Below are 21,164 nucleotides of genomic sequence, written 5' to 3'. Positions count from 1 at the left end.
GCGGAACACCGCGAAAAACCGTTGGCGTCAGGCGCTTCTGCGCATCGGTGAGAGAATGCGGACATCATGGGCGAACATCCGACGATCGGCGTCGAAGAGGAATTCCTGCTCGTCGACCCCGGCACCGGCGAACCTGTGCCGCTCAACCGGACGGTGGCCGATTACGCCGACGCGCGCGGAGTGAAGCTTCAGCTCGAACTCACCAGCTGCCAGGTCGAGACCACCTCGGGTGTTCTCGCCGGCAGCGACGAACTGCGCACCGAATTGCGCCGGTTGCGCCGCACCGCCGCCGAGGCCGCATCGGCCGCCGGCGCGCAGTTGTTGGCCGTCGCGCTGCCGCCCTCGGTGCCTCACCACTTCCCGGTGACCGACACTCCGCGCTACCGCACCATCGGCGAGCACTTCGGGATGATCGCCCACGAGCAAGGCATCTGCGGCTGTCATGTCCACGTCGCGGTGCCCGATCGCGTTGCGGCCGTCGCGGTGAGCAACTGGTTGCGGCCCTGGCTGCCGCTGCTGTTGGCGCTGACCGCCAACTCCGCGATCTACCGCAACGCGCACACCGGTTACGCCAGCTGGCGCAGCGTGCTGTGGGCCCGCTGGCCCAGTGCCGGGCCGCCACCGTTCTTCGAGTCGGTCGCCGACTACGAGTCGACCGTCGAGATGCTGTTGGACACCGGCGCCGTGATCGACGACGGGATGATCTATTGGGATGTGCGGCCGTCGTCGAAGTTCCCGACTATCGAGGTGCGGGTGGCCGACGTGCCGTCGACAGTCGCCGAGACGGTGCTGCTGGCGACGCTGATCCGGGCCGCGGTGATGACCGCGCTCGACGAGATCGAGCGAGGCCGCGCAGCACCGCGGGTGCCGGCCGAGACGTTGCGTGCCGCGTACTGGAAGGCCGCTCGCGACGGGCTCGACGGCTGGGCGGTCGACCTCACCGACCGCCCGCGAACGGTGCGCACGCGCGAGCTGTTGGCCAGGTTCGTCGACTATCTGCGCCCGGCATTGGAAGAGCTCGGCGAGTATCGGCAGGTGTCCGGTGAACTGCAGCGGCTGGCCGAAGAGGGCAACGGCGCGACCCGCCAGCTGCGCGCTTGGCGGCGCCGCCACGACGCGGCCGACGTGATCGCCGCGGCCGCGGCCGCGACGCTCAGCTGAGCGGCAGCTTGGCGATCACCGGGCTGGTCGGCTTGTCGGAGCCGCTGCCCGGCTCGACGGTGAACGCGAGGGCATTCGAGTGGCGCAGGTCCGGCAGCACGGCGCGGGTCGAGGGCGCGACGGCCTTCTCGTCCATCGTGCCCGCCGACGTCGGGCCTTGATCGCCGATCAACCACATCTGATACACCGTGCCCGGCTTGGGCGGCGGCACGTTGTTCATCACCAGCACGCCGGCGTTCTTCTCCCGCGAGAACACGACCGTCGCCGTGCCGCCGCCGGGGATCGCCCCTGAAACCGTGTGCACGTCGGGTGCGGCGAACACCTGCTCGGCCGTGGACGGCTGCGGCGACGGGCGCAGCGCGAGCCCGGCGGCCAACGCGCCCAGGCCCACCACCAGCGCCGCAGCAGCAGCCAGAAGCGTTGTGCGCCAACGAAATTGGCTGGGACGTGAAGCGACTGTGGCCAGCACGCGTTCGCGGAGATGCGCGGGCGGCTCGGCCGCCGTCGCCGCCGACAGCACTGCCAGCGTCTCCCGCACCGCTCGCACCTCGTCGTGGAATGCGTCAGCGACAGCGGCCGGTGCCCGGGCGACCCGGCGCTCGAGCCCGGCGCGTTCGTCGTCGCCGACGGCGTCGAGCGCGTACGGCGTCGCCAGCTCGACGAGTTCGAAATCGGACGGCTCGGTCATGTCACGCCCAGGCAGTTGCGCAGGCCGCGCAGCGCGTCGCGCATCCGTGACTTGATGGTCGCAAGGTTAGTCGAAAGACGCTCGGACACTTGCGAATACGTCAATCCGCCGTAGTAGGCCAGTTCGATCGCTTCGCGTTGCGGTTCGGTGAGTGCGGCCAGGCAGTCGACCACCTGACGGCGTTCGTCGCTGGAAATCGCCGCGTCGGCCACGACGTCGGCCGCCGGTTCGGCGGTGGTCGTGCCGTAGCGGACCTCGCGCTGGGTGGCGGCCTGCTCCGCCCGGACCCGGTCGACGGCCCGCCGGTGCGCGATGGTCAGCAGCCAGGCCAGTGCCGAGCCCGTTGCCGGGTCGAAACTGCCGGCGCTTCGCCACACCTGCAGATACACGTCGTGAGTGGTCTCTTCGCTGTAGCCCGGATCCCGCAGCACCCGGCTCACCATCCCGAACACGCGGGCGCGGGTGCGGTCGTAGAACACGGCGAACGCGTCGGCGTCCTGGCGGGCCACCCGGCGCAGCAACGCATCCAGGTCGCTGTTGCGCTGCGACGATCGGACCATCGAGCGGTAGCCTAGCTGGACCGCGACCGCCGTCATGACGCAACGCTTTGCTCCGGCGGGTCGGTCACGTCGATGTGCACGGCGCAGGACACGGACGGTCCGTCGGCGGCCATCGGCTGCCACGGCACCCGGCGCACCCCGCGCAGCCACAGCATGACGCCCTGCAGGCGCCTGGCGAACCCGGCCAGCAGCGGCGCCGCGGGTGCGACGAACTGCAGCCGCAGCACCTGCGCCACGGTCGCGGGACGGCGGGTTCCGCGCACGGTCGCGACGAACGCCGGCGCGTCGTTGCGGTACAGCGACACCTCGACGTCGAGGCGGTGGCCAGGTCGCGGCGCCCGCAGCACGTAGTGGCCGTCGACCGGGTGGAACGGGGAGCCGTACATCCGTTTGACGGCCAGCACCGGCGCGTCGGCCGACGGCAACAGGTACGCGTGCCGTTCGCCGCGGGTGTTCTGCACCTCGGCGATCACGTGTCGCAACAGCCCGGCGCGGTCGTGACACCAGTAGAGGGTCAGCGGGTTGAACGCGTGGCCGAGCACCCGCGGCAGCAGCAGCGCGGTGATCTGACCGCCGGGCAGCGGCACGCCGTGGCGGGCGAGGAAGGCGTCGACTCGTTGGCGCAGTGAGTCGGCGTCGGAACCGGTGAAGTGGTCACGGGGGTCGAAGCGGGCGAAGGCGCGCAGCCAGCGGGGCAGGTCAGGCAGGTCGTCGACGTCGACGTACCAGCTGTAGCTGCGGTGTTCGAAGAAGTGGTTCACCGGCGCCTGCCGCAGGTGCGTGATCCTGGTCCGGTAGATGGCGGGCGTCGCTTGGCCAGTGCGCTTCACACCCGGTATTCGGACCAGGCGCCGGGCCGGATGGGCCGGTCAGACCCAGCTGCGGGCGGCCGCGGCCAGACCCTGCACCAGTGCGGAGGTGACCGGCGCGAGTCCGTCGTCCTCGGGCGGGCGGCTTCGCGGGCTGATGCCCCGCACCCGCGGTGACAACTCCAGCTGGACACCACCGCCGGGAGCGCGGTTGACGGGGTTGTCCGGATGCATGCCGCGCAGCTCCGGCGGTATCGCGGCGAGGTCGGTCACCAGCTGGTAGCCGGGCAGGTCCAGGTGGCGGGTGAGGTGTGCGGCCAGCACCCGGTTGCGACCGCCCGCCAGCAGGTGAGTGCTGCGTCCGATGCGCCCGTAGCCGTGCAGCGACACCACCGTGTCGACGTGCCGCAGGAACTCCGCGAGCCGCACCGACTCCTCGGCGCGAAACCGCGCCGACGGCAGATGGTGCGGATAGCGCTTCGGGTGGCGCAGCAGGTACACCGACGCACCGGCCGCGTCGGCGGCCCGTTGGGCGATCACGTCGGTCATCTGCTCCAAACCGCCGCCGTGGATGGCCAGGAAGCCGAACCGTGAGCGCAACCGGCTCTCCTCCTGCACGCCAGGCTGTCGCAGGAGCTCCGAAAGTGTTTGCGGCCCAGAGCTTTTCGATGCGCGTGGACCCGGCCAGCGGACGGGATCCCAGCGGCGCAGGAACTCGACCCAGCGGTGTGGCAGCCGATGATGGATCGCTCCGTCGATGATCCGCTCCAGATATCCCGGCCGCGGCGCACCGGTCTGCACGCGGTGGTCGATGTACACCCACGCCTCGGCGGGTCCGTCGGCGGTGTGCACGGTCAGCCGGTCACGGCGATAGCGCACGGGCACGCCTTCGGCGCTGTCCAGCGTCGCGAGGTCACGATCGGACACCTGCCAGACGACGCCGTGCACGTGGGTGCCCCGAAACGGCTCGACGGTGGCGACGCCGCGCTGGTTGATCAGCCAGTCGTGGTCGGCCAGCGTCGCGCGAACGGGATCGGCGGCATCAGGGCAGCGCCGCGCCATCTGCGCGACGCACAGGTTCGAGCCGTAGGCGAAGTACCTGTGCATCAGCCTCGACGGTCAGCCCGCGACAGTCAGATACAGCAGTCCCACATTGAGCACAGTAATCAACGCGGCGACCACCCAGCCGAACGCGGTGGTGACCCGTTGGTTGGCGTCGGTGCCCATCACCGACGTGTCACTGGTCAGCCGGACGAGCGGGATCAGCGCGAACGGTATCCCGAACGACAGCACCACCTGCGACAACACCAGCGCGCGGGTGGGATCCAGCCCGGCCCCCAGGATCACCAGCGCCGGCACCAGCGTGATCAACCGCCGCGCCAGCAGCGGGACCTTGCGGTGCAGCAGCCCGGCCATGATCATCGCGCCCGCATATGCGCCCACCGACGTCGACGCCAAGCCCGAAGCCAGCAGCCCGATCGCGAAGAACAGTGCGACCGTCGGGCCCAGGGTGTCGCGCACCGCGGCGTGCGCGCCCTCGATCGTGTCGGTGTCGTGGCGGCCCTGCAGGTTGTTGGCCGCCACCAGCAGCATGGCCATGTTGACCGCACCGGCCACCACCATCGCCAGCGCCACGTCCCAGCGGGTGACCCGCATCAGCACCGCCCGTCGGCGGCCCGTGGGGTGGCCGTGACGGTCGCGCGTCAGCCCGGAATGCAGGTACACCGCATGCGGCATCACGGTGGCGCCCAGCATCGCACTGGCCAGCAGCACGCTCTCGGTGCCGTGAAAGCGTGGCAGCAGGCCCGCGACCACGTCACCGGCCGGCGGTGAGTTGACGAAAAGGCTTGTGAGAAAACCGATGGCGATGACCAACAGCAGCCCGGTGATCACCCGCTCGAACATGCGCTGGCCGCGACGGTCCTGGACCATCAGCAGCAGCAACGACACCAGCCCGGTGATCAAACCGCCGACCACGAACGGCAACCCGAACAGCAACCGCAGCGCCAGCGCGCCGCCCACCACTTCGGCTAGGTCGGTGGCCATGGCCACCATTTCGGCTTGTGCCCAATAGGCCAGCCGGGTGGGGCGGCGCATCCGGCTGCCGACGGCCTCGGGCAGTGATTGGCCGGTGACCAGGCCCAGCTTGGCGGATAGGTACTGCACCAGCCCGGCCATCGCGTTGGCCAGCAGAATCACCCATACCAGCAGAAAGCCGAACTGTGCTCCGGCGCTGACGTTGGCGGCGACGTTGCCGGGGTCGACGTAGGCGATCGCGGCGACGAACGCGGGGCCGAGCAGATACCAGCTGGGCCGCAGCCGCGCCTCGGTGATCGGCGGCACTACCAACGTGGGCTCCCCGGTCTTTCCGGCTTATCGAATCAGAAAGTTAGGTTACCCGAACGCAGCGGCGGTCAATCAGGGCACGGACCAGCCGCCGATGCCGAAGACGGGGCCGCCGCGGTACAGCCACGGCTGCTCGAGGTAGGGCCCAGGCGCGACGACGACATTCGGCGAGCTGTTGATCGACGTGTGGGTGCCACGTTCGCACTGCATGGTCCACGGCGCGACGGTGGCGCAGGTGGGCAGCGCGGTCGCCCCGGGGGCGGTGACCGCCGCGAGTCCGGCCGCCGCGAGTCCGGCCGCCGCGAGCACCGCTGCCGCCGACCGCCGCATCCTCAGCACGAGCTCGGCCTAGCGGCGGCCTTCGCCGCTGCTCTCGTCGTACGGCACCGGGTACGGGCCGGCGTAGGCCTCGTCCCAGTACGGCAGCGTGAATTCGCTGACCGACGGCGAGTCGTTGATCTGAACGTTGCCCGGCGAGCTGCACACGGTGTCGTTGGTACCCGTGGTGGTGCAGGTCTGGTCGTCAGCGGCAGCGGCCGGCGCGCCGAACAGAGCAGCGACCGCACCGGCGGCCAACACGTAGCGGATTCGGATGCTCATGGAGGTCCTTTCCAAAACCCTGGTAGCTAGGGAGCGTACCGCCCTTTGCCCGTCACGAGCGGCAAGTCGAGCGCGGTCCGGATACCCGGCTCGGCGGCCACGACGACCGGAATCGCGTTGACGACGCGCATTGCGGTGGCCACCAATCCGGCGTGGTTGTGGTCGCCGTTGGGGCTGGACAGGCACAGGTCCAGTGCGTACGACGGCTCTCCGGTGACCTCGACGCGGTAGGAGCCGCCGGGCTGGGCAGGCTGCGGCCAGTCCGGACAGAGGTCGTCGCGCAGTCTCGTCACGTGCTCCAGCACCACCGCCGGCCGTTCGTCCACCAGCCCGCGCACCTCGAACCGCAGCGCCGCGGCGGTGCCTTTCGCGATGGGCCCCGCTGCGATCCGGAAATCTTCGGGCGCGGGTTCGCGGTAGTACACCTCGACCACCTCGTCGAGCGTGATGCCCAGCCCGGCCGCGATCTGGCGCACCACCGAGCCCCAGGCCATGCTGAGCACCAGTGGTTGCAGCAGGATCGGGATCTCGTCGAGGGGCTTGCCGAAGCCCATCACGTCGAACATCACCGCCGCGCTGTCGTATGTCGCGTAGTCGACGATCTCCATGCATCGAACCTGCTGAATGCTCTGACACGTCCCGGCGAGCGCCAGCGGCAGCAGGTCGTTGGCGAAACCCGGGTCGATGCCGTTGACGAACACGCTCGAATTCCCTTGCTGTGCAGCCTGTTCCAGCGGACTGATCAACTCGTCGGGGATGACGTTCCACGGGTATTGCAAAAACACCGGTCCGCTGCCCACCACGTTGATGCCGGCTGCGAGCAGCCGTCGATAGTCCTCTAGTGCATCCGGCAGCCGGTTGTCGGCAAGTGCTGTGTAGACGGCGCAATCAGGCTGTGTGGCAATCACTTCCGCGAGGTCATTGCTTGCGGTGACGCCGGTCTGACGGTCCAAGCCGGCCAGTTCGGCGGCGTCGCGTCCGGCTTTGTCCGGCGACGACACCCACACGGCGGTGAGCTCGAACGCGGGGTCGGTGAGGACGCCGGCGAGTGCATGCTTGCCGACGTTGCCGGTTCCGATCTGGGCGACTCGCAATGTCATCGACGTCTCCTTACAGGTCGGGGAAGGGGAGTTCGAGGTTCGGCATGTTCAGTCCGCCGTCCACCTCGAGGATCTTGCCGGTCAGGTATGCCCCGGCCGGGGACGCCAAATAGACTGCGGCAGCTGCGATGTCGGCGGGGTCTCCCAGTCGGCGCATCGGCGTGGCCTTCTCCAGCTGGGTGCGCATCTCGTCGTTGCTGGCGACCACGTCCAGCGCGGAGGTGAGGATCGATCCGGGGGCGATCGCGTTGACCCGGATGCGGGGGCACAAATCCAGCGCGGCCAGTCGGGTGTAGTGCGCGAGCGCGGCCTTGGCGGTGCCGTACGCCGCGAAGCCGCGCCCGGGCACCCGGCCCATGGTCGACGTGATGTTGATGATGCTGCCGCCGCCGGAGTGCTCGAGCATCAGCGGCGCCGCCGCGGTCACCAGCGCGTGGGCGGTCGCAACGTTGAACGTGAACGCGCTCTTCAGATCTTTCGTGCTGGTGTTCAACAACAGGTTCGGCATGGTGCCGCCCACGTTGTTCACCACGATGTCGAGCCGGCCGAACTCGTCGACCGCGGCCTGCGCCAGTGCCGCGGTGGCGTCGGTGTCGGAGAGGTCGGCCACCACCACGTGCGCGCGCCGGCCGAGTGCTCTGATCTTGTCGGCGACGTCGTCGAGTTCGCTTCGGGTGCGCGACGAGACGAGGACGTCGGCGCCCACTTCAGCGAATGCGATGGCCATCGCCGCGCCGAGGCCGCGCCCGCCGCCGGTCACCACTGCTACCTGATCGTCAAGCCGGAATCTGTCGAGGATCACCCCGGCAGACTAACCCGCTGCGGCTGCACTACCTCTTGCCGGCGGCTTTCTTCGCCGGTGCCTTCTTGGCAGCCGACTTCTTCGCGCTGCCCGATGCCGCCGGCTTTGCGGCTCCTGACGTTTTCTTGGCGGCTTTCTTCGCTGGTGCCTTTTTGGCGGGGCTCTTGCTCGCCGAGCCACCCGACTCCGAGCGGCGCCGTCGCACGCTGGCTTCCAGCTTGGCCAGCAGATCCGACACGTCGTCGGTGACGTCGAGGTCGGCTGGTTTCTCTTCGGTCGGAAACGCTTCGCCGCCTTCGAGTTTCGCCTCGATCAGTTCATGCAAATGTTCCTGGTAGGTGTCGCGGAACTCGTCGGGCTTGAAGTCGTCGGCCATCGACTCCACCACCTGCTCGGCCATCTTCAATTCGGCCGGCTTGATCTCGACTTCCTTGTCCAGCACTGGGAAATCGGGATCGCGGATCTCGTCGGGCCACAGCAGCGTGTGGATGACCATCACGTCGCGCTTGCTGAAGTCCTTGACCCGCAACGCCGCAAGCCGGGTCTTGTTGCGCAACGCGAAGTGCACGATCGCCACGCGGTCGGTGTTGGCCAGCGTCTTGGCCAGTAGCACATAGGACTTCGTCGATTTGGAGTCGGGCTCCAGGTAATAGCTTCGGTCGTACAACAGCGGATCGATGTCGCTGGCGGGGACGAATTCCAGCACCTCGATTTCGCGGCTGCGCTCTTCGGGAAGGGTGGCCAGATCCTCGTCGGTGATGATTACGGTCTGTCCGGTGTCGGATTCGTAGGCCCTGGCGATGTCGCGGTAGTCCACTTCCTCGCCGTCTTTCTCGCAGACCCGCTTGTAGCGGATCCTGCCGTGGTCTTTGGCGTGGACCTGGTGGAACTTCACGTCGTGGTCCTGGGTCGCGCTGTAGACCTTCACCGGGACGTTCACCAGCCCGAAGGAAAGTGAGCCCTTCCAGATTGACCGCATACCTCAGTATGACGGACACGCCGGCGTATACCTTGATCCGACGTTGCAAGGTGCCGCCGAAAGGGAACACAGGCTCCATGGCTGGGATTCCGCATGTGTGGCCGCCGGAACGCGTGCCCGGTCCGCACGTGCGGCTGACCAACGCGGACAAGGTGTTGTACCCGGCGACGGGCACCACCAAAGAAGAGGTGTTCGGCTACTACGTCGGCATCGCCGAATGCATCCTGCCGCACATCGCCGGCCGCCCGGCCACCCGCAAGCGGTGGCCCAACGGCGTGGAGGAGGGCGCGTTCTTCGAAAAGCAGCTCGCCGACTCGGCCCCGGACTGGCTGAGCCGCGGCACGGTCGTGCACAAGTCGGGCGTCACCACCTATCCGATCATCGACAGCCCGGCAGGACTCGCGTGGATCGCGCAGCAGGCAGCGCTGGAGGTCCATGTGCCGCAATGGCGGTTTCTCGACGAAAAACCCGGCCCGGCAACACGTTTGGTGTTCGACCTGGATCCTGGACCTGGCGTGCCGATGGCCCAGATCGTCGAAGTGGCCCATGAGATTCGCGACATGCTGGCCGACATCGGCCTGACGACGTACCCGGTGACCAGCGGCAGCAAGGGCGTGCACCTGTACGCGCCACTGGACAAGCCGATCAGCTCGACGGGCGCGATCACGCTCGCGAAGAAGGTGGCCCAGCAACTCGAGCAGGCCGACCCGCAGCGGGTCACGGCGACCATGACCAAAAGCCTGCGCACCGGCAGGGTGTTCGTCGACTGGAGCCAGAACAACGCGGCCAAGACCACGATCGCGCCTTATTCGTTGCGGGGGCGCGAAGAGCCGACGGTCGCGGCGCCGCGCACGTGGGAGGAACTCGACGATCCCGATCTGCGGCAACTGCGTTTCGACGAGGTGCTGCGCAGAGTCGCCGAGCACGGCGATCTGCTGGCGCCGCTTGATGCCGACATGGCCACCAGCGACCGGCTGGCCAAATACCGAAGCATGCGCGATGCATCGAAAACGCCTGAGCCGGTTGAAGTTTCAGCGCCCACGCCGGGCGCGAACAACCGGTTCGTCATCCAGGAACATCATGCCCGCCGGCTGCACTACGACCTGCGGCTGGAACGAGACGGGGTGCTGGTCAGCTGGGCGGTGCCGAAGAATCTGCCCCACACTCCGTCGGTGAACCATCTCGCGGTGCACACCGAAGACCATCCGCTGGAATACCTGACGTTTCAGGGCACCATCCCCAAAGGGGAATACGGCGCAGGCAAGATGATCGTCTGGGACACCGGCACCTACGAAGCCGAGAAGTTCCGCGACGACGAAGTGATCGTGACGCTGCACGGAAAGCGAATCTCGGGGCGCTATGCGCTGATTCAGACCAAGGGTGAACAATGGCTGGCGCACCGGATGAAAGAGCAGGACTCACCGACCGTGCGTGACATGGCACCGATGCTGGCGACCCTGGGCTCCGTCGAGAACCTCACTCACGACGAGTGGGCGTTCGAGGGCAAGTTCGACGGCTACCGGCTGCTGATGGAGGCCGACCACGGGCGGATGTGCCTGCAGTCGCGCAGCGGTCGCGACGTCACCGGCGAATACCCGGGACTGCAGGCGGTGGTCGACGCGCTGGCCGAGCACCACGCCATCCTCGACGGCGAAGTGGTGGCGCTGGACCGCAACGGCGTGCCGAGCTTCTCCGAGATGCAGAACCGCGCCCGCGCGACGCGGATCGAGTTCTGGGCGTTCGACGTGCTGCAGCTGGACGGGCGCTCGCTGCTGCGGGCGCGCTACCGCGACCGCAGGCGGGTGCTCGAGGCGCTGGCCGCCGATCGCGACGAGCTGATCGTGCCTGAGCTGCTGACCGGTGACGGGCCCGACGCGCTGGCGTACTCGCGGCAACGCGGCTGGGAAGGCGTGGTGGCCAAGCGCTGGGACTCCACCTATCAGCCGGGCCGGCGGTCGAAGGCGTGGATCAAGGACAAGAACTGGAACACCCAGGAGATCGTGATCGGCGGCTGGCGGGAAGGCACCGGCGGCCGCACGAGCCAGATCGGCGCGCTGGTGATGGGCATTCCCGACGGCAACGGTCTGCGGTTCGTCGGCCGCGTCGGCACCGGGTTCACCGAGAAGGAGCTCGACCGGCTCAAGAAGATCCTGGCTCCGCTGCAGACCGACGAGTCGCCGTTCAGCGAGCCGCTGCCGCGGGCCGACCGCAAAGGGGTGACGTTCGTGCGGCCGGAGCTCGTCGGCGAGGTCCGCTACAGCGAGTGGACCGGCGACGGCCGGCTGCGCCACCCCAGCTGGCGTGGGCTGCGCCCGGACAAGACGCCCGACGAGGTGCAGCTGGAGCTGCCCACGTGACCGCCCTCGTTGCCGCGAGCGCGCGTGTCTGCGCACCGACACGCCGGCACGGGCGTACAGCGGCGCGCGCTCGTCCTCGGTGACCGCGGCACACTTGACCGGTGAGCAACAACGTCGTCACCTGCCCGCACTGCGGTAAGCGCAATCGCGTACCCGCGTCGGCCACCGGCAAGCCGCGGTGCGCGAACTGCCGGCAGTGGCTGCCGTGGATCGTCGACGCCGACGACCGCAATTTTGCCGACGTCGTCGGAAAGTCTTCTGTCCCAGTGCTTGTCGATCTATGGGCAACCTGGTGCGGCCCCTGCCGCATGGTCAGTCCCGCACTCGAGCAACTCGCGCAGGAGCGGGCCGGCAGCCTGAAACTGGTCAAGGTCGACGTGGACGCCGCGCCTGCGACCGCGCAGCGATTCACCGTGCAGGCGGTACCGACGCTTCTGGTGATCGACCACGGCAACGTGCTGGCTCGCCAGTCCGGCGCAGCACCCGTGGCGGCGTTGCGAAGCTGGCTCGACCAGGCGCTGACCGGGTAGCGGTCAGCTGCGTCGACGACGCCAGAGCACCAGCCCGACGACGGCGACGACGGCCACGACGGCCGCGATCGGCACCGCCGGCATGGCCTTGGCGCGCACGTCGGCCGCCTTCTGCTGGGCCTGCTTCTTGACGTCGAGCTTCTCGCTCAACGTCCCCACGGTCGCGCCCAACTGTTGGCGCGTCCGCTCGATGTCGGCCTGGATGTCGCCGGCGCTCGCGTCGGGCCCCGGCTCCGGTGGCAGTCCGTCAGGTGTGGTCATGGCGGACAGCGCCTTTCAACTCGTCGATGTCGGTCTTCACGCTCTCGGCGGTCTGCCGCGGTGGCGACACCTCGTCGATCTGCCGCTTGCTCACCAGCGCCGCGATGCCCGCCGCGGCGAACAGCACCGCGGCGACGATCAGCGCGGCCGCCCACACCGGCAGCACCAGGGCCAGCGCGGCAACCGCAGCCGCGACCACGGTGCCGAAACCGAAGAACGCCAGCAGTCCGGCCGCGCTGAACAGCCCGGCACCGATGCCGGCGTGCTTGGCCGCCTCCTGGAACTCCTTTTGCGCCAGCCGCATCTCGTCGCGCACGAGCCGCGACGTCTGCGTCGACAACTGGCTCATCAATTCGCCGATCGACGGTTCCGCCGTCGGCCTGGATTCGATGCTCATAGCAGGTCGATTTCCCGTTGTCAGGGAGCCGAAACATACTGGCTGGCGTGGATACGGACGTGATCGTGGTCGGGGCGGGGCTGACGGGGCTGGTGGCCGCCGCTGAGATTGCCGACGCCGGCAAGCGGGTGGTGCTGTTGGACCAAGAAGGCGAGCAGTCCCTGGGCGGGCAGGCGTTCTGGTCGCTGGGCGGGCTGTTTTTGGTCGACACGCCGGAGCAGCGGCGCATGGGTGTCAAGGACTCCTACGAGCTGGCGCGCCAGGACTGGTTCGGCAGCGCGCAATTCGACCGCGCCGAGGATCACTGGCCCCGCCGCTGGGCCGAGGCCTACCTCGATTTCGCGGCCGGCGAAAAGCGACAGTGGCTGCGAGCGATGGGCCATCGCATCTTTCCCGTGGTCGGCTGGGCGGAGCGTGGCGACGGCCGCGCCGACGGACACGGCAACTCGGTGCCGCGGTTCCACATCACCTGGGGGACCGGTCCAGGCGTGGTCGAGCCGTTCGAGCGGCGCGTGCGCGCGCACGCCGATGCCGGCCGGATCATGTTGCGGTTTCGGCACTGCGTCGACGGACTCCTGACGCAGGCCGGCGTGGTGACCGGGGTGAAGGGCCGCATCCTCGAGCCGACGGCACAGCCGCGCGGCAAGGCGACCTCCCGCGTGTCGGTCGGCGACTTCGAGTACACCGCCCAGGCCGTCGTCGTCACGTCGGGCGGCATCGGCGGCGACCACGAGCTGGTCCGCAAGGCATGGCCGCCGCGGTTGGGCACGCCGCCGAAGTCCATGGTCGCGGGCGTGCCCGCGCACGTCGACGGCCGGATGCTCAACATCGCGAGGACCGCCGGCGCCCGGCTGATCAACCCGGATCGCATGTGGCACTACGTCGAAGGCCTGCGCAACTGGGACCCCATCTGGGAGAACCACGGCATTCGGATCCTGCCGGGCCCGTCGTCGCTGTGGCTGGACGCCACCGGTCAGCGGCTGCCCGCGCCGTGCTACCCGGGCTTCGACACGCTGGCCACACTGCGGCACCTGCGCACCACCGGCTACGACTACTCGTGGTTCGTGCTGACCCAGAAGATCATCGAGAAGGAATTCGCGCTGTCGGGTTCCGAGCAGAACCCCGACCTCACCGGCAAGGACCTGCGGCTGCTGGCCTTGCGGGTGCGCAGCGGCGCGCCCGCCCCCATCGAAGCGTTCAAACGGCACGGCTCCGATTTCGTCGTCACCGACACGCTCACCGAGCTGGTCGCCGGGATGAACCGCGTCGGCGACGAAGCACTGATCGACGAATCCTCTTTGCGCGCAACGCTGGAAGCGCGGGACCGGGAGATCGACAACCCGTACTCCAAGGACACGCAGATCACGTTCATCCGCCAGCATCGCCGCTACCGCGGCGACAAGATCAGCCGCATCGCCACGCCGCACAAGATGCTGGATCCGGCCAACGGTCCGCTGATTGCGGTGCGGCTGAACATCCTGACCCGAAAAACGTTGGGCGGCTTGGAAACCGACCTCGACGGCTGCTGCCTGGGGGCCGACGGGCTGCCGGTGCCGGGGCTGTACGCGGCGGGGGAGGTCAGCGGATTCGGCGGCGGCGGGATGATGGGCTACAACGCGCTGGAAGGCACTTTTCTGGGCGGCTGCCTGTTCTCAGGCCGCACTGCGGGACGGGCAGCGGCTGCCGCGGTGGGCTGATTGCTCGCTCGCGTCTGCCGCGAGCAGACACTAAGTCGCATGATCGGGGCGTTGGTGATGCGATTCAGCGTCTGCTCGCCACGGGTTGGAACGCGCCCGCATCAGGTGGGTATCGATGCGCTGGGCAAGTCGTTGCGGATACCTGCGGACGTCTTCTGCCAGTATCGGGATGACCGTCCATCCGAGCTCCTGCAAACCTGCGAAACGCGACTTGTCTCGTCGCATCGCTGCCGGACTCGAATGCCACATGACGCTTTCGTATTCGGCGGCGACGCGTTCCTCCGGCCATGCGAAATCGACGCGCCACGCTTCGCCATCCGGGCTGCAGATGGTGTATTGCAGTTCAGGAAGCGGCAACCCGTAGTCGATCATCACGAGCCGTGCTTCGCTTTCCATGCCGGATTCCGCTCTCCCGTCGGCATATTGGAGGAGTTCGCGTACGGTGACGATGCCGCGTCTGCCACGTTGCTGCGCGACGCAGGCTTCGAGCTGAACGCGGCTGCATCGCATGGAGTGCAATGCCGCGTCCAATGTTGCGAGCGCACGCGGACGCCGCAATGCGCGCGCCACCTCGACGGCTGTCCAAGCTGGTGTGGTCGCCAGTCGGCCCGATATCCGGGCGAGCGGCGCACCTGTTCGTTGGTGGACAGTCAGGCCGATCTTGGAGCGCAGCCGCAATCCAGGATCGAGCACATGGATGGCCGTGGTGTTTTCGAGGTCGAAGCCGTACAGCGCCGCGGCCGTCCCCATGCACGCGACAGCCGGCCTTCCAATGAACAGGTCAAGTGCTTCCAGACGCCCGAGAAGGTTCGGTTCCGTTGCGGCGTAGACCCCTCGCCAGACGCGAACGATACGACCCCTTCTGACGTGGACGTCGAGCTCTTGGCGAGTCATCACCGTCAGCAATTGTGAAGTGGTGGCGAATCTAGGCAGCTCCGAGGGAAAAACCGGCACCTACGAACAATGCGATGACAATCGCAGGCAAGACCTGCCCGAACGCCCAATCTGGGGACCAATCGCACACTGTGGATACCCGGGTCCTCCGCGAGCAGACACCAACTCGCATGATCCCGGCATTCCCATGCGATTTAGTGTCTGCTCGCGCCACGGAGTTCAGCGCACCCGAGCGATCACCTTTTCGGCGTACTTCTCCAAGTGCCGCAGCTTCTTGTCCAGCGGCTCGGTGTCCGGCCCGACGATGTAGGGAATCCGGAAGCCGACGATCACGTCGGTGACGCCTTTGTCCTCGAGTCGCTTGATCCCGTCCACGCTGTAGGCATCGGGCGACATCACGTGCACTTCGAAGGGTCCGCTGTTGCCCGAAGCAGCGCGAAACTCGTTGAGCCGCAGCAGCAATCGATCCAACTCTTCCGGGGACCCGCCACCGTGCATCCACCCGTCGCAGCGCGCCGCGCGGCGCAGCGCCGCATCCGCGTGCCCACCGATGAGAATCGGGATCGGCTTGCTGGGCGCCGGCGTCATCTTGGTCTTGGGGATGTCGTAGAACTCGCCGTGGAACTCGAAGTACTCGCCCGACGTCAGACCGCGGATGATCTCGATGCACTCGTCCATCCGCTTGCCGCGCTTGGCGAACGGCACACCCATCAGCTCGTAGTCTTCGGGCCACGGGCTGGTGCCGACGCCCAGGCCCAGCCGGTTGCCGAACAGTGCAGCCAGGGAGCCGGCCTGCTTGGCCACCAGCGCCGGCGGCCTGATCGGCAGCTTGAGCACGAAGAAGTTGAACCGCAAAGACGTGGTGACCGCCGACAGCGCAGCGGCCAGTACGAAGGCCTCGACGAACGCCTTGTCCTCCAAGAATTCGCGGCTGCCGTCGGCGGTGTACGGGTAGACCGAGTCCGACTCGTAGGGGTAGGCGATGCTGTCGGCGATCGTCATCGCGTCGTAGCCCGCCGCCTCGGCGGCCTGTGCCAGCGGCAAATAGAACGTGGGATCTGTCATCGCCTCGGCGTAGGTGAACCGCACGCAGCGCAGATTACTTGACGTATTGTTGCTTTTACCTGCAAGCCTGAGGCCGACGATGTCGATTACCCGCAAGAATGCGCTTCTGATGGAGGTCGCTGACCTTCTCGCCCACGTGCAATACCGCGCCGACGACGACGCCGTGCTGACTGAGCTCATCGCCAGCGCCACCAACTTCGTTCCCGGCGCGCAGTTCGCCGGCATCACGGTGGTCGACGCCAAGCGGGGCATCGAAACCGTGGGCGCCACACACGCGTATGTGACCGCCCTCGACGATCTGCAGCGAACCTATAAGGAAGGCCCGTGCCTGGTCGCCGGGTGGGCGAACCACGTCATCCACATCGACGATCTCGAAGCCGACGAAAGGTGGCCGCGCTTTTGCGCCGACGCCGTCACACTGACCCCGGTGCGCTCGATCCTGGCCTTCCGCCTGTTCAGCGACGCGAAAACCACCGGAGCGTTGAATTTCTACGCCGAATCGACACAGGCCTTCGACGACGAGTCCGTGGAGCTGGGTGTCGTGATGGCCACCCACATGGCACTGGTGTGGAACATGGTCCGTCGCGGCGAGCAGTACCGCAGCGCACTGGCCTCCCGCGACATCATCGGCCAGGCCAAGGGCATGTTGATGAAGCGGTTCGACGTCGACTCTGTGCACGCTTTCGAATTGCTGAAGCGGCTGTCCCAAGACTCGAACAGCCCCGTGGCGTCGATCGCGGAACGGCTCGTGTGCGCCGACCATCCACCGCAATGACCCCGTACGCGCAACCGAAAGACCCCGATCTCTCCGCCAGTGCCCGTGGCGAACTCGCGGGCCGGCGGGCCGAAGAGCTGAAGCGTCGTCGCGAAGAGCTGTCCCCCGGTGTGCCGCCGTCACTGCAGTCCGTCGAACAAGCCCATCGTCGCGCCGAAGAGTCGCGCAAGCGCGCACTCGACGCGCACATCGCCGCGGCGGCCCGTCACCGGGAAGCGGGGATGCTGCACGCCGCTGCCGCGGCCAGCCATGAACAAGCCGCGATGCAGGCCGGTGACGGCGACAGCGAGAGGCACCTCGACGCAGCTGAGCGCCATCGGCGCGAAGCCAGATATCACGAGGCGGCGGCACGACACTGCGAGGAGCTCGAGAAACTCGACAGACGGGAATGACCTTGTCAGTCTTGCACTTCCATCAAAAGTAGCGCGCCGTTGACGGTCCTTTCCGAATTGCGGAAACCTGTGCAGGTTACGCGCACCTTGATCTCCCGGCCCCGACGGTTGACCGCTTCGACAATCGCCTCGGCGGTACCGTCAGGCTCTAAGAACGCATGGCCGATCAGCGGTTTGATCGGATCCATCGGCAACCCGATGTCCAGTGAGGGCAGCGCAACGCCTTCGGCCTCATCCGCACGCATCCCCCATAAGTCCTCGCAGCCGCGGTTCCACAGGCTCACCCGCATCTCGCGGTCCACCACCGCCATGCCCAAGTGTATTGAATTCACCAGCGAATCGATGAAGGTCTTCGATTCGTCGAGTTCGATGCTGCGCTCGCGAAGGGCGTCGTTGATGGTGTGCAACTCGTCGTTGGTGGATTGCAGTTCCTCGTTGATGGTTTCGAGTTCCTCGTTGGTGGACTGCAATTCCTCGTTGGTGGTTTCCAGCTCTTCGACCGTCGATTGCAGCTCTTCGTTGGTGGTCTCGAGTTCTTCGTTGGTGGACTGCAGTTCTTCATACGCTGTCTCGAGTTGTCGGTTGGTGTGTACCACCTTGTCCAGCAGAGCCCTAGTGGCCGTGACGTCGAAGAACACAATCGACACACCGATCAGACCGTTCTTGGCGTCCACGAGCGGGTTGACATGTATCTCGTACCACGCGGTTTCGGCGCCAGGACGTTGCCAGCGCACATCCTGGATCCGTGCGGACCGCCGCTCGACCTTCGCCTGCTCGACATACGCACGCAGTTCCACAGGACGATATGAGATCTCCAGGTCCCGCAACAAGCGCCCGGTGTCGCGGACCGACAATCCGAACGCCGATTCTGCCTGCTGGTTGATCATTGCGACGGTGTCGTCGGCGGTGACGACGATCTGAGCGACAGGGCTGGTCCGAAAAGCCAACTCTCGCACGGGATCCAAGCCGGGGATGTCGCCGATTCGCTCCATCACCGTGGTCGCCGGGTCCACGCGATCCACATGAATCTGCGAGCCACCGAGCTTGCGGAACACGCGATGCCGGAGGTTAAGCGGCGCGAACCGGTCACTGTGGCTGAGCAACATCTCGGCGTGCCCGAGGAACAAGATGCCTTGCGGTGCAAGCGCAAAATGCAGTCGTCCCACCACGTTCCGCTGCGTCTCGGCGTTCAGGTACATCAACGTGTTGCGGCACACCAGCAGGTCGACCCGTGATATCGGCGCGTCCTTCACCAGGTCGTTGCGCCCGAAAATCACGACGCGGCGCAGATCGGAACGAAAGACGAAGCGGCCGTTCACTTTCTCGAAGTAGCGGCTGAGCAGATCCTTGGGGATCGCCTCTACGTCCTTGCTGTCGTATGTCGCCGCGCGCGCCTGCGCCAGGGCGTCCTCGTCGACGTCGGTGGCGTAGATCTTGACGCGCTGGCGAAACTCTTCGGGACCGAGCGCTTCGGCCAACAGCATCGCCAGCGTGTATGCCTCCTGGCCCGACGCGCATCCGGCGCTCCACACGCGGATGGGGTCGTTGGGTCCGCGTTCGGCGAGCATGGTGGGGATGACCTCGTCGCGAATGAACTCCCACGCCTCCTGATCGCGGAAGAAGTCGGTGACGTTGATCAAAATCGTGTTGAACAGCGCGACGAACTCGTCGGCGCTGGCCTGCAGAACGTCGAGATATTCCTCGAAGGTCGCGATGCCGGCCTGGTCCATCCGGTGCCGGACGCGTCGCATCAACGACGTGCGCTTGTATCCGGTGAAGTCGAAGCCCCGCGAATCACGCAAATACCGCAATAAGGCCTCGAAGGCTTCGTCTTTCTGCCCTTCCATCTGACCCCGTCCGTCGACTCCGAGCGAACCGAATCTACTCGCTCAAAGTCGATTTTCCGGACCGATCACCGCCCAAACGGTCTTTCCGGACGGAGTAGGGGAGTTACCCCAGGCGCGGCACAGCGCCGCGATGATGGCCAGCCCTGACACGTCGTCGCCACCCCCACTGGGACGCTCGCGTCGCACAGCCGGCGTGGTGTTGCCGTCGGAAACGGCGATGGTGACGAGTTCACCCCTGGATTCCACGCGCAGCGCGGGCGCGCTTTCGGTGTGGGCGAGCACGTTCTCCACGAGCACTGTCACGACGAGTTTGCCCGCCGACACCAGATCGGAGCGCGACCATGAGGTGAGCCACTCCTCCACCAAGTGACGAGCTCGGCTGAGGCTGGCCGCCGTCGACGGCAGCTCGGCCCGTGCCCGCCGCCGCACGGATATGCCGCTCAAGTCCGGCAGCGCCTGCTGTGCCTCTTCAACGGACGAGAACGTGGGTACGTAGCGGTTGATGCCGTTGCGCCGCATGGCTTCCCGACCCTGCTGATGTCGACATACCACGATCAGCGCCACGTTCGGCCACTGTCCGATGTGCCAGCGCGCGCTGGTGATCACCGCCCACGCCGAATCCGTCGGCACCGCAAGGCATGTCACGTCGACGATCACGGCTGGCGGATCGTCGAGCGAGGCCTTGATGATCGCGTCTCGCAGCGCGAGGTAAGTGGTGCTGTCGAGCACCCCCTCCGGTGTCAGGATTTGAGAATCTGCGGTCCGCCGTTCGCAGACGACGAGCTGGTGTGCGTTGTCAGCCGGCATCGCGTGCGCCTGCACTGCTGTAGGTCTGCGACAGCCGCTCGCCCAGGACAGCCATCGCGTGCTCGGCCTCGTTGGCCAGCGCGTCATATCTCTCGAACAGCAGACCAGAGCCTTCTCTGACGGCCATTTTCCGGGCCAGCTTCGCCTTCTCCTGCAGGCTGCGCAGTGCCACCCAGAGCGCGCCCTCCACCTCTTCGTCGCGGGCTTGTAACAACGCTTCACTGGTCCACGCATGGCCGACGTGGCACCGGAAATTGCCCTCACCGACGGCCTGCAGCGAGCCTTTGCAGTCCGGGCAGACGTAGCCCGACGGCGGGCCAAGTTCCTCGGTATCGAATGACGTGGCGAAGCGTGTCCCCATCGCGATGCGGTTCTCCAGCTCGATATTGGCGTCGTCGGTCATGTCGAATCCCTTGATTTCGCGGTGCGCCAGCTTTGCCAGCAGCCGGCCCATCTCCGCGGCGGTCGCCTCGTGCTCGACGACCCCAGCACGTAAGGCGTTGGTGGGCATTGCGGCGTACAGCGCGTCGCGTGGCTCCTGCACCAGGGTCGCTCCGCCCCGCGCACGGATCGCACCCAAGCCGAGCACTCCATCGTCGAGCACCCCCGATAGCAGCACCCCGATGGCACGGGGGCCGTACGCGACGGCAGCAGAGCGGAACAGCGCGTTGATGGCCGGCCGGTAGCCGTTCTCTGTCGGCCCGTTGGAGAGCACGACATGGTGGTCGTGGACGAGCAAATGGCGATCGGGCGCGCAGACGTAGATGCGTCCGGATTCCAGTGGCGTCCCGTCCTGGGCACGTACCGCCGAGAGCGGGCCGGTGCGGTCGAGGATGCGGGCGAGGACGCTGGGTGCGCCCGGGGGCATGTGCAGGACGACGGCAACGGCCATCGGCAGATCCGCGGGCAGTCCGGCAGCGAACTGGGTCAGCGCTTCGACGCCGCCGGCGGAAGCGCCGACCGCGACCACACCGCGCAATTCGCCGTTGTTGCTCGTTGGAGGCCCCATCCCGAGTCGGATACCCAGCGAACTACCGAGAGCAACCTTCGGGTACCGGCCACGATACGCCGATTCAGCAGCGATGGCCCCGCCCGTT

23 protein-coding genes are annotated in these 21,164 nt (G+C 67.2%); 6 read left to right on the top strand and 17 right to left on the bottom strand.

All coding sequences use genetic code 11. The annotated features are described in order from the left end of the window. Positions 1-66: 66 nt before the first annotated feature. Entirely contained in the window at positions 67-1,161 is a 1,095-nt protein-coding gene (locus AC5Y39_RS20480; RefSeq protein ID WP_500019511.1) for a glutamate--cysteine ligase, read from the top strand. On the opposite strand, the gene AC5Y39_RS20475 is transcribed toward AC5Y39_RS20480, so the two are convergent. The 10 genes from AC5Y39_RS20475 to ku all read right to left on the bottom strand — a co-directional run bounded on the left by AC5Y39_RS20475 (position 1,154) and on the right by ku (position 9,045). Next, complete coding sequence (locus AC5Y39_RS20475; RefSeq protein ID WP_500019509.1) at positions 1,154-1,849, bottom strand: anti-sigma factor; 696 nt, start codon at positions 1,847-1,849, stop codon at positions 1,154-1,156. The genes AC5Y39_RS20480 and AC5Y39_RS20475 overlap by 8 nt on opposite strands. Beyond that, entirely contained in the window at positions 1,846-2,409 is a 564-nt protein-coding gene (sigK, locus tag AC5Y39_RS20470; RefSeq protein ID WP_500019507.1) for an ECF RNA polymerase sigma factor SigK, read from the bottom strand. The genes AC5Y39_RS20475 and sigK overlap by 4 nt, the downstream gene beginning before the upstream one ends. 32 nt (positions 2,410-2,441) lie before the next feature. Continuing rightward, positions 2,442-3,239: a DUF1365 domain-containing protein gene (locus AC5Y39_RS20465; RefSeq protein WP_500048280.1), complete on the bottom strand. Its 798-nt coding sequence runs from the start codon at positions 3,237-3,239 to the stop codon at positions 2,442-2,444. Positions 3,240-3,278: 39 nt separating this feature from the next. Further along, entirely contained in the window at positions 3,279-4,325 is a 1,047-nt protein-coding gene (locus AC5Y39_RS20460) for a poly-gamma-glutamate hydrolase family protein (protein WP_500019503.1), read from the bottom strand. 12 nt (positions 4,326-4,337) lie between these two features. Then, positions 4,338-5,561, bottom strand: coding sequence for an Nramp family divalent metal transporter (locus tag AC5Y39_RS20455; RefSeq protein ID WP_500019542.1), 1,224 nt, complete (start codon positions 5,559-5,561; stop codon positions 4,338-4,340). A gap of 75 nt (positions 5,562-5,636) precedes the next feature. Then, positions 5,637-5,903: a hypothetical protein gene (locus AC5Y39_RS20450; RefSeq protein ID WP_500019501.1), complete on the bottom strand. Its 267-nt coding sequence runs from the start codon at positions 5,901-5,903 to the stop codon at positions 5,637-5,639. Positions 5,904-5,912: 9 nt separating this feature from the next. Beyond that, on the bottom strand, positions 5,913-6,164 hold the full coding sequence (locus AC5Y39_RS20445; protein WP_499906583.1) for a hypothetical protein: 252 nt from the start codon (positions 6,162-6,164) through the stop codon (positions 5,913-5,915). Between the two features lie 26 nt (positions 6,165-6,190). After that, the gene (locus AC5Y39_RS20440) at positions 6,191-7,264 is read right to left on the bottom strand and encodes an NAD(P)H-dependent amine dehydrogenase family protein (protein WP_500019499.1); all 1,074 of its coding nucleotides are present in this window, start codon (positions 7,262-7,264) and stop codon (positions 6,191-6,193) included. Between the two features lie 10 nt (positions 7,265-7,274). Then, a complete protein-coding gene (locus tag AC5Y39_RS20435; RefSeq protein ID WP_500019497.1) occupies positions 7,275-8,066 on the bottom strand; it encodes an SDR family oxidoreductase in 792 nt (263 codons plus the stop codon). A 28-nt stretch (positions 8,067-8,094) separates the two neighbouring features. Then, positions 8,095-9,045 (bottom strand): non-homologous end joining protein Ku, encoded by a 951-nt coding sequence (gene ku / locus AC5Y39_RS20430; protein ID WP_500019495.1) that lies wholly within the window; start codon positions 9,043-9,045, stop codon positions 8,095-8,097. Between the two features lie 77 nt (positions 9,046-9,122). Here ku and AC5Y39_RS20425 point away from each other — a divergent pair, with 77 nt between their 5' ends. Together AC5Y39_RS20425 and trxA are read left to right on the top strand one after the other, a co-directional pair. Continuing rightward, positions 9,123-11,402, top strand: a complete 2,280-nt coding sequence (locus tag AC5Y39_RS20425) for an ATP-dependent DNA ligase (RefSeq protein ID WP_500019492.1) — start codon at positions 9,123-9,125, stop codon at positions 11,400-11,402. Positions 11,403-11,503: 101 nt separating this feature from the next. Next, the gene (trxA, locus tag AC5Y39_RS20420) at positions 11,504-11,932 is read left to right on the top strand and encodes a thioredoxin (RefSeq protein WP_500019490.1); all 429 of its coding nucleotides are present in this window, start codon (positions 11,504-11,506) and stop codon (positions 11,930-11,932) included. Positions 11,933-11,935: 3 nt separating this feature from the next. On the opposite strand, the gene AC5Y39_RS20415 is transcribed toward trxA, so the two are convergent. Continuing rightward, positions 11,936-12,193, bottom strand: a complete 258-nt coding sequence (locus tag AC5Y39_RS20415; RefSeq protein ID WP_500019488.1) for a DUF3618 domain-containing protein — start codon at positions 12,191-12,193, stop codon at positions 11,936-11,938. Then, a complete protein-coding gene (locus AC5Y39_RS20410) occupies positions 12,180-12,590 on the bottom strand; it encodes a phage holin family protein (protein ID WP_500019486.1) in 411 nt (136 codons plus the stop codon). Before AC5Y39_RS20410 ends, AC5Y39_RS20415 begins: the two co-directional genes overlap by 14 nt. Before the next feature lie 47 nt (positions 12,591-12,637). On the opposite strand from AC5Y39_RS20410, the gene AC5Y39_RS20405 reads away from it, so the two are divergent. Continuing rightward, positions 12,638-14,287 (top strand): FAD-binding dehydrogenase, encoded by a 1,650-nt coding sequence (locus AC5Y39_RS20405; protein WP_500019484.1) that lies wholly within the window; start codon positions 12,638-12,640, stop codon positions 14,285-14,287. 30 nt (positions 14,288-14,317) lie between these two features. On the opposite strand, the gene AC5Y39_RS20400 is transcribed toward AC5Y39_RS20405, so the two are convergent. Next, the gene (locus tag AC5Y39_RS20400; RefSeq protein WP_500019540.1) at positions 14,318-15,181 is read right to left on the bottom strand and encodes a type IV toxin-antitoxin system AbiEi family antitoxin; all 864 of its coding nucleotides are present in this window, start codon (positions 15,179-15,181) and stop codon (positions 14,318-14,320) included. 219 nt (positions 15,182-15,400) lie between these two features. Further along, a complete protein-coding gene (locus tag AC5Y39_RS20395; RefSeq protein ID WP_500019482.1) occupies positions 15,401-16,270 on the bottom strand; it encodes an LLM class flavin-dependent oxidoreductase in 870 nt (289 codons plus the stop codon). 85 nt (positions 16,271-16,355) lie between these two features. Between AC5Y39_RS20395 and AC5Y39_RS20390 the strand changes: the two genes are divergently transcribed. After that, positions 16,356-17,021 (top strand): GAF and ANTAR domain-containing protein, encoded by a 666-nt coding sequence (locus AC5Y39_RS20390; protein ID WP_500019480.1) that lies wholly within the window; start codon positions 16,356-16,358, stop codon positions 17,019-17,021. After that, positions 17,018-17,413, top strand: coding sequence for a hypothetical protein (locus AC5Y39_RS20385; protein ID WP_500019478.1), 396 nt, complete (start codon positions 17,018-17,020; stop codon positions 17,411-17,413). The genes AC5Y39_RS20390 and AC5Y39_RS20385 overlap by 4 nt, the downstream gene beginning before the upstream one ends. 5 nt (positions 17,414-17,418) lie before the next feature. On the opposite strand, the gene AC5Y39_RS20380 is transcribed toward AC5Y39_RS20385, so the two are convergent. From AC5Y39_RS20380 to AC5Y39_RS20370, 3 genes are read right to left on the bottom strand one after another with little or no spacing between them, the layout of a single operon-like run. Next, on the bottom strand, positions 17,419-19,260 hold the full coding sequence (locus AC5Y39_RS20380) for a CheR family methyltransferase (protein ID WP_500019476.1): 1,842 nt from the start codon (positions 19,258-19,260) through the stop codon (positions 17,419-17,421). Between the two features lie 42 nt (positions 19,261-19,302). Next, the gene (locus AC5Y39_RS20375; RefSeq protein ID WP_500019474.1) at positions 19,303-20,067 is read right to left on the bottom strand and encodes an STAS domain-containing protein; all 765 of its coding nucleotides are present in this window, start codon (positions 20,065-20,067) and stop codon (positions 19,303-19,305) included. Then, positions 20,057-21,076, bottom strand: a complete 1,020-nt coding sequence (locus tag AC5Y39_RS20370; RefSeq protein ID WP_500019472.1) for a chemotaxis protein CheB — start codon at positions 21,074-21,076, stop codon at positions 20,057-20,059. Before AC5Y39_RS20370 ends, AC5Y39_RS20375 begins: the two co-directional genes overlap by 11 nt. Positions 21,077-21,164 lie beyond the last annotated feature (88 nt).

The sequence above is a fragment of the Mycobacterium sp. NGS39 genome (genome assembly GCF_059812765.1).
This window is presented reverse-complemented; position numbering and strand designations above follow the sequence as displayed.

Coding starts and splice junctions, on each gene's coding strand:
- AC5Y39_RS20370 (WP_500019472.1), bottom strand. CDS start 21,076: ATGGGGCCTCCAACGAGCAACAACGGCGAATTGCGCGGTGTGGTCGCG.
- AC5Y39_RS20480 (WP_500019511.1), top strand. CDS start 67: ATGGGCGAACATCCGACGATCGGCGTCGAAGAGGAATTCCTGCTCGTC.
- AC5Y39_RS20425 (WP_500019492.1), top strand. CDS start 9,123: ATGGCTGGGATTCCGCATGTGTGGCCGCCGGAACGCGTGCCCGGTCCG.
- AC5Y39_RS20460 (WP_500019503.1), bottom strand. CDS start 4,325: ATGCACAGGTACTTCGCCTACGGCTCGAACCTGTGCGTCGCGCAGATG.
- AC5Y39_RS20410 (WP_500019486.1), bottom strand. CDS start 12,590: ATGAGCATCGAATCCAGGCCGACGGCGGAACCGTCGATCGGCGAATTG.
- AC5Y39_RS20390 (WP_500019480.1), top strand. CDS start 16,356: ATGGAGGTCGCTGACCTTCTCGCCCACGTGCAATACCGCGCCGACGAC.
- AC5Y39_RS20415 (WP_500019488.1), bottom strand. CDS start 12,193: ATGACCACACCTGACGGACTGCCACCGGAGCCGGGGCCCGACGCGAGC.
- AC5Y39_RS20375 (WP_500019474.1), bottom strand. CDS start 20,067: ATGCCGGCTGACAACGCACACCAGCTCGTCGTCTGCGAACGGCGGACC.
- AC5Y39_RS20440 (WP_500019499.1), bottom strand. CDS start 7,264: ATGACATTGCGAGTCGCCCAGATCGGAACCGGCAACGTCGGCAAGCAT.
- AC5Y39_RS20380 (WP_500019476.1), bottom strand. CDS start 19,260: ATGGAAGGGCAGAAAGACGAAGCCTTCGAGGCCTTATTGCGGTATTTG.
- AC5Y39_RS20385 (WP_500019478.1), top strand. CDS start 17,018: ATGACCCCGTACGCGCAACCGAAAGACCCCGATCTCTCCGCCAGTGCC.
- AC5Y39_RS20475 (WP_500019509.1), bottom strand. CDS start 1,849: ATGACCGAGCCGTCCGATTTCGAACTCGTCGAGCTGGCGACGCCGTAC.
- ku (WP_500019495.1), bottom strand. CDS start 9,045: ATGCGGTCAATCTGGAAGGGCTCACTTTCCTTCGGGCTGGTGAACGTC.
- sigK (WP_500019507.1), bottom strand. CDS start 2,409: ATGGTCCGATCGTCGCAGCGCAACAGCGACCTGGATGCGTTGCTGCGC.
- AC5Y39_RS20400 (WP_500019540.1), bottom strand. CDS start 15,181: ATGACTCGCCAAGAGCTCGACGTCCACGTCAGAAGGGGTCGTATCGTT.
- AC5Y39_RS20445 (WP_499906583.1), bottom strand. CDS start 6,164: ATGAGCATCCGAATCCGCTACGTGTTGGCCGCCGGTGCGGTCGCTGCT.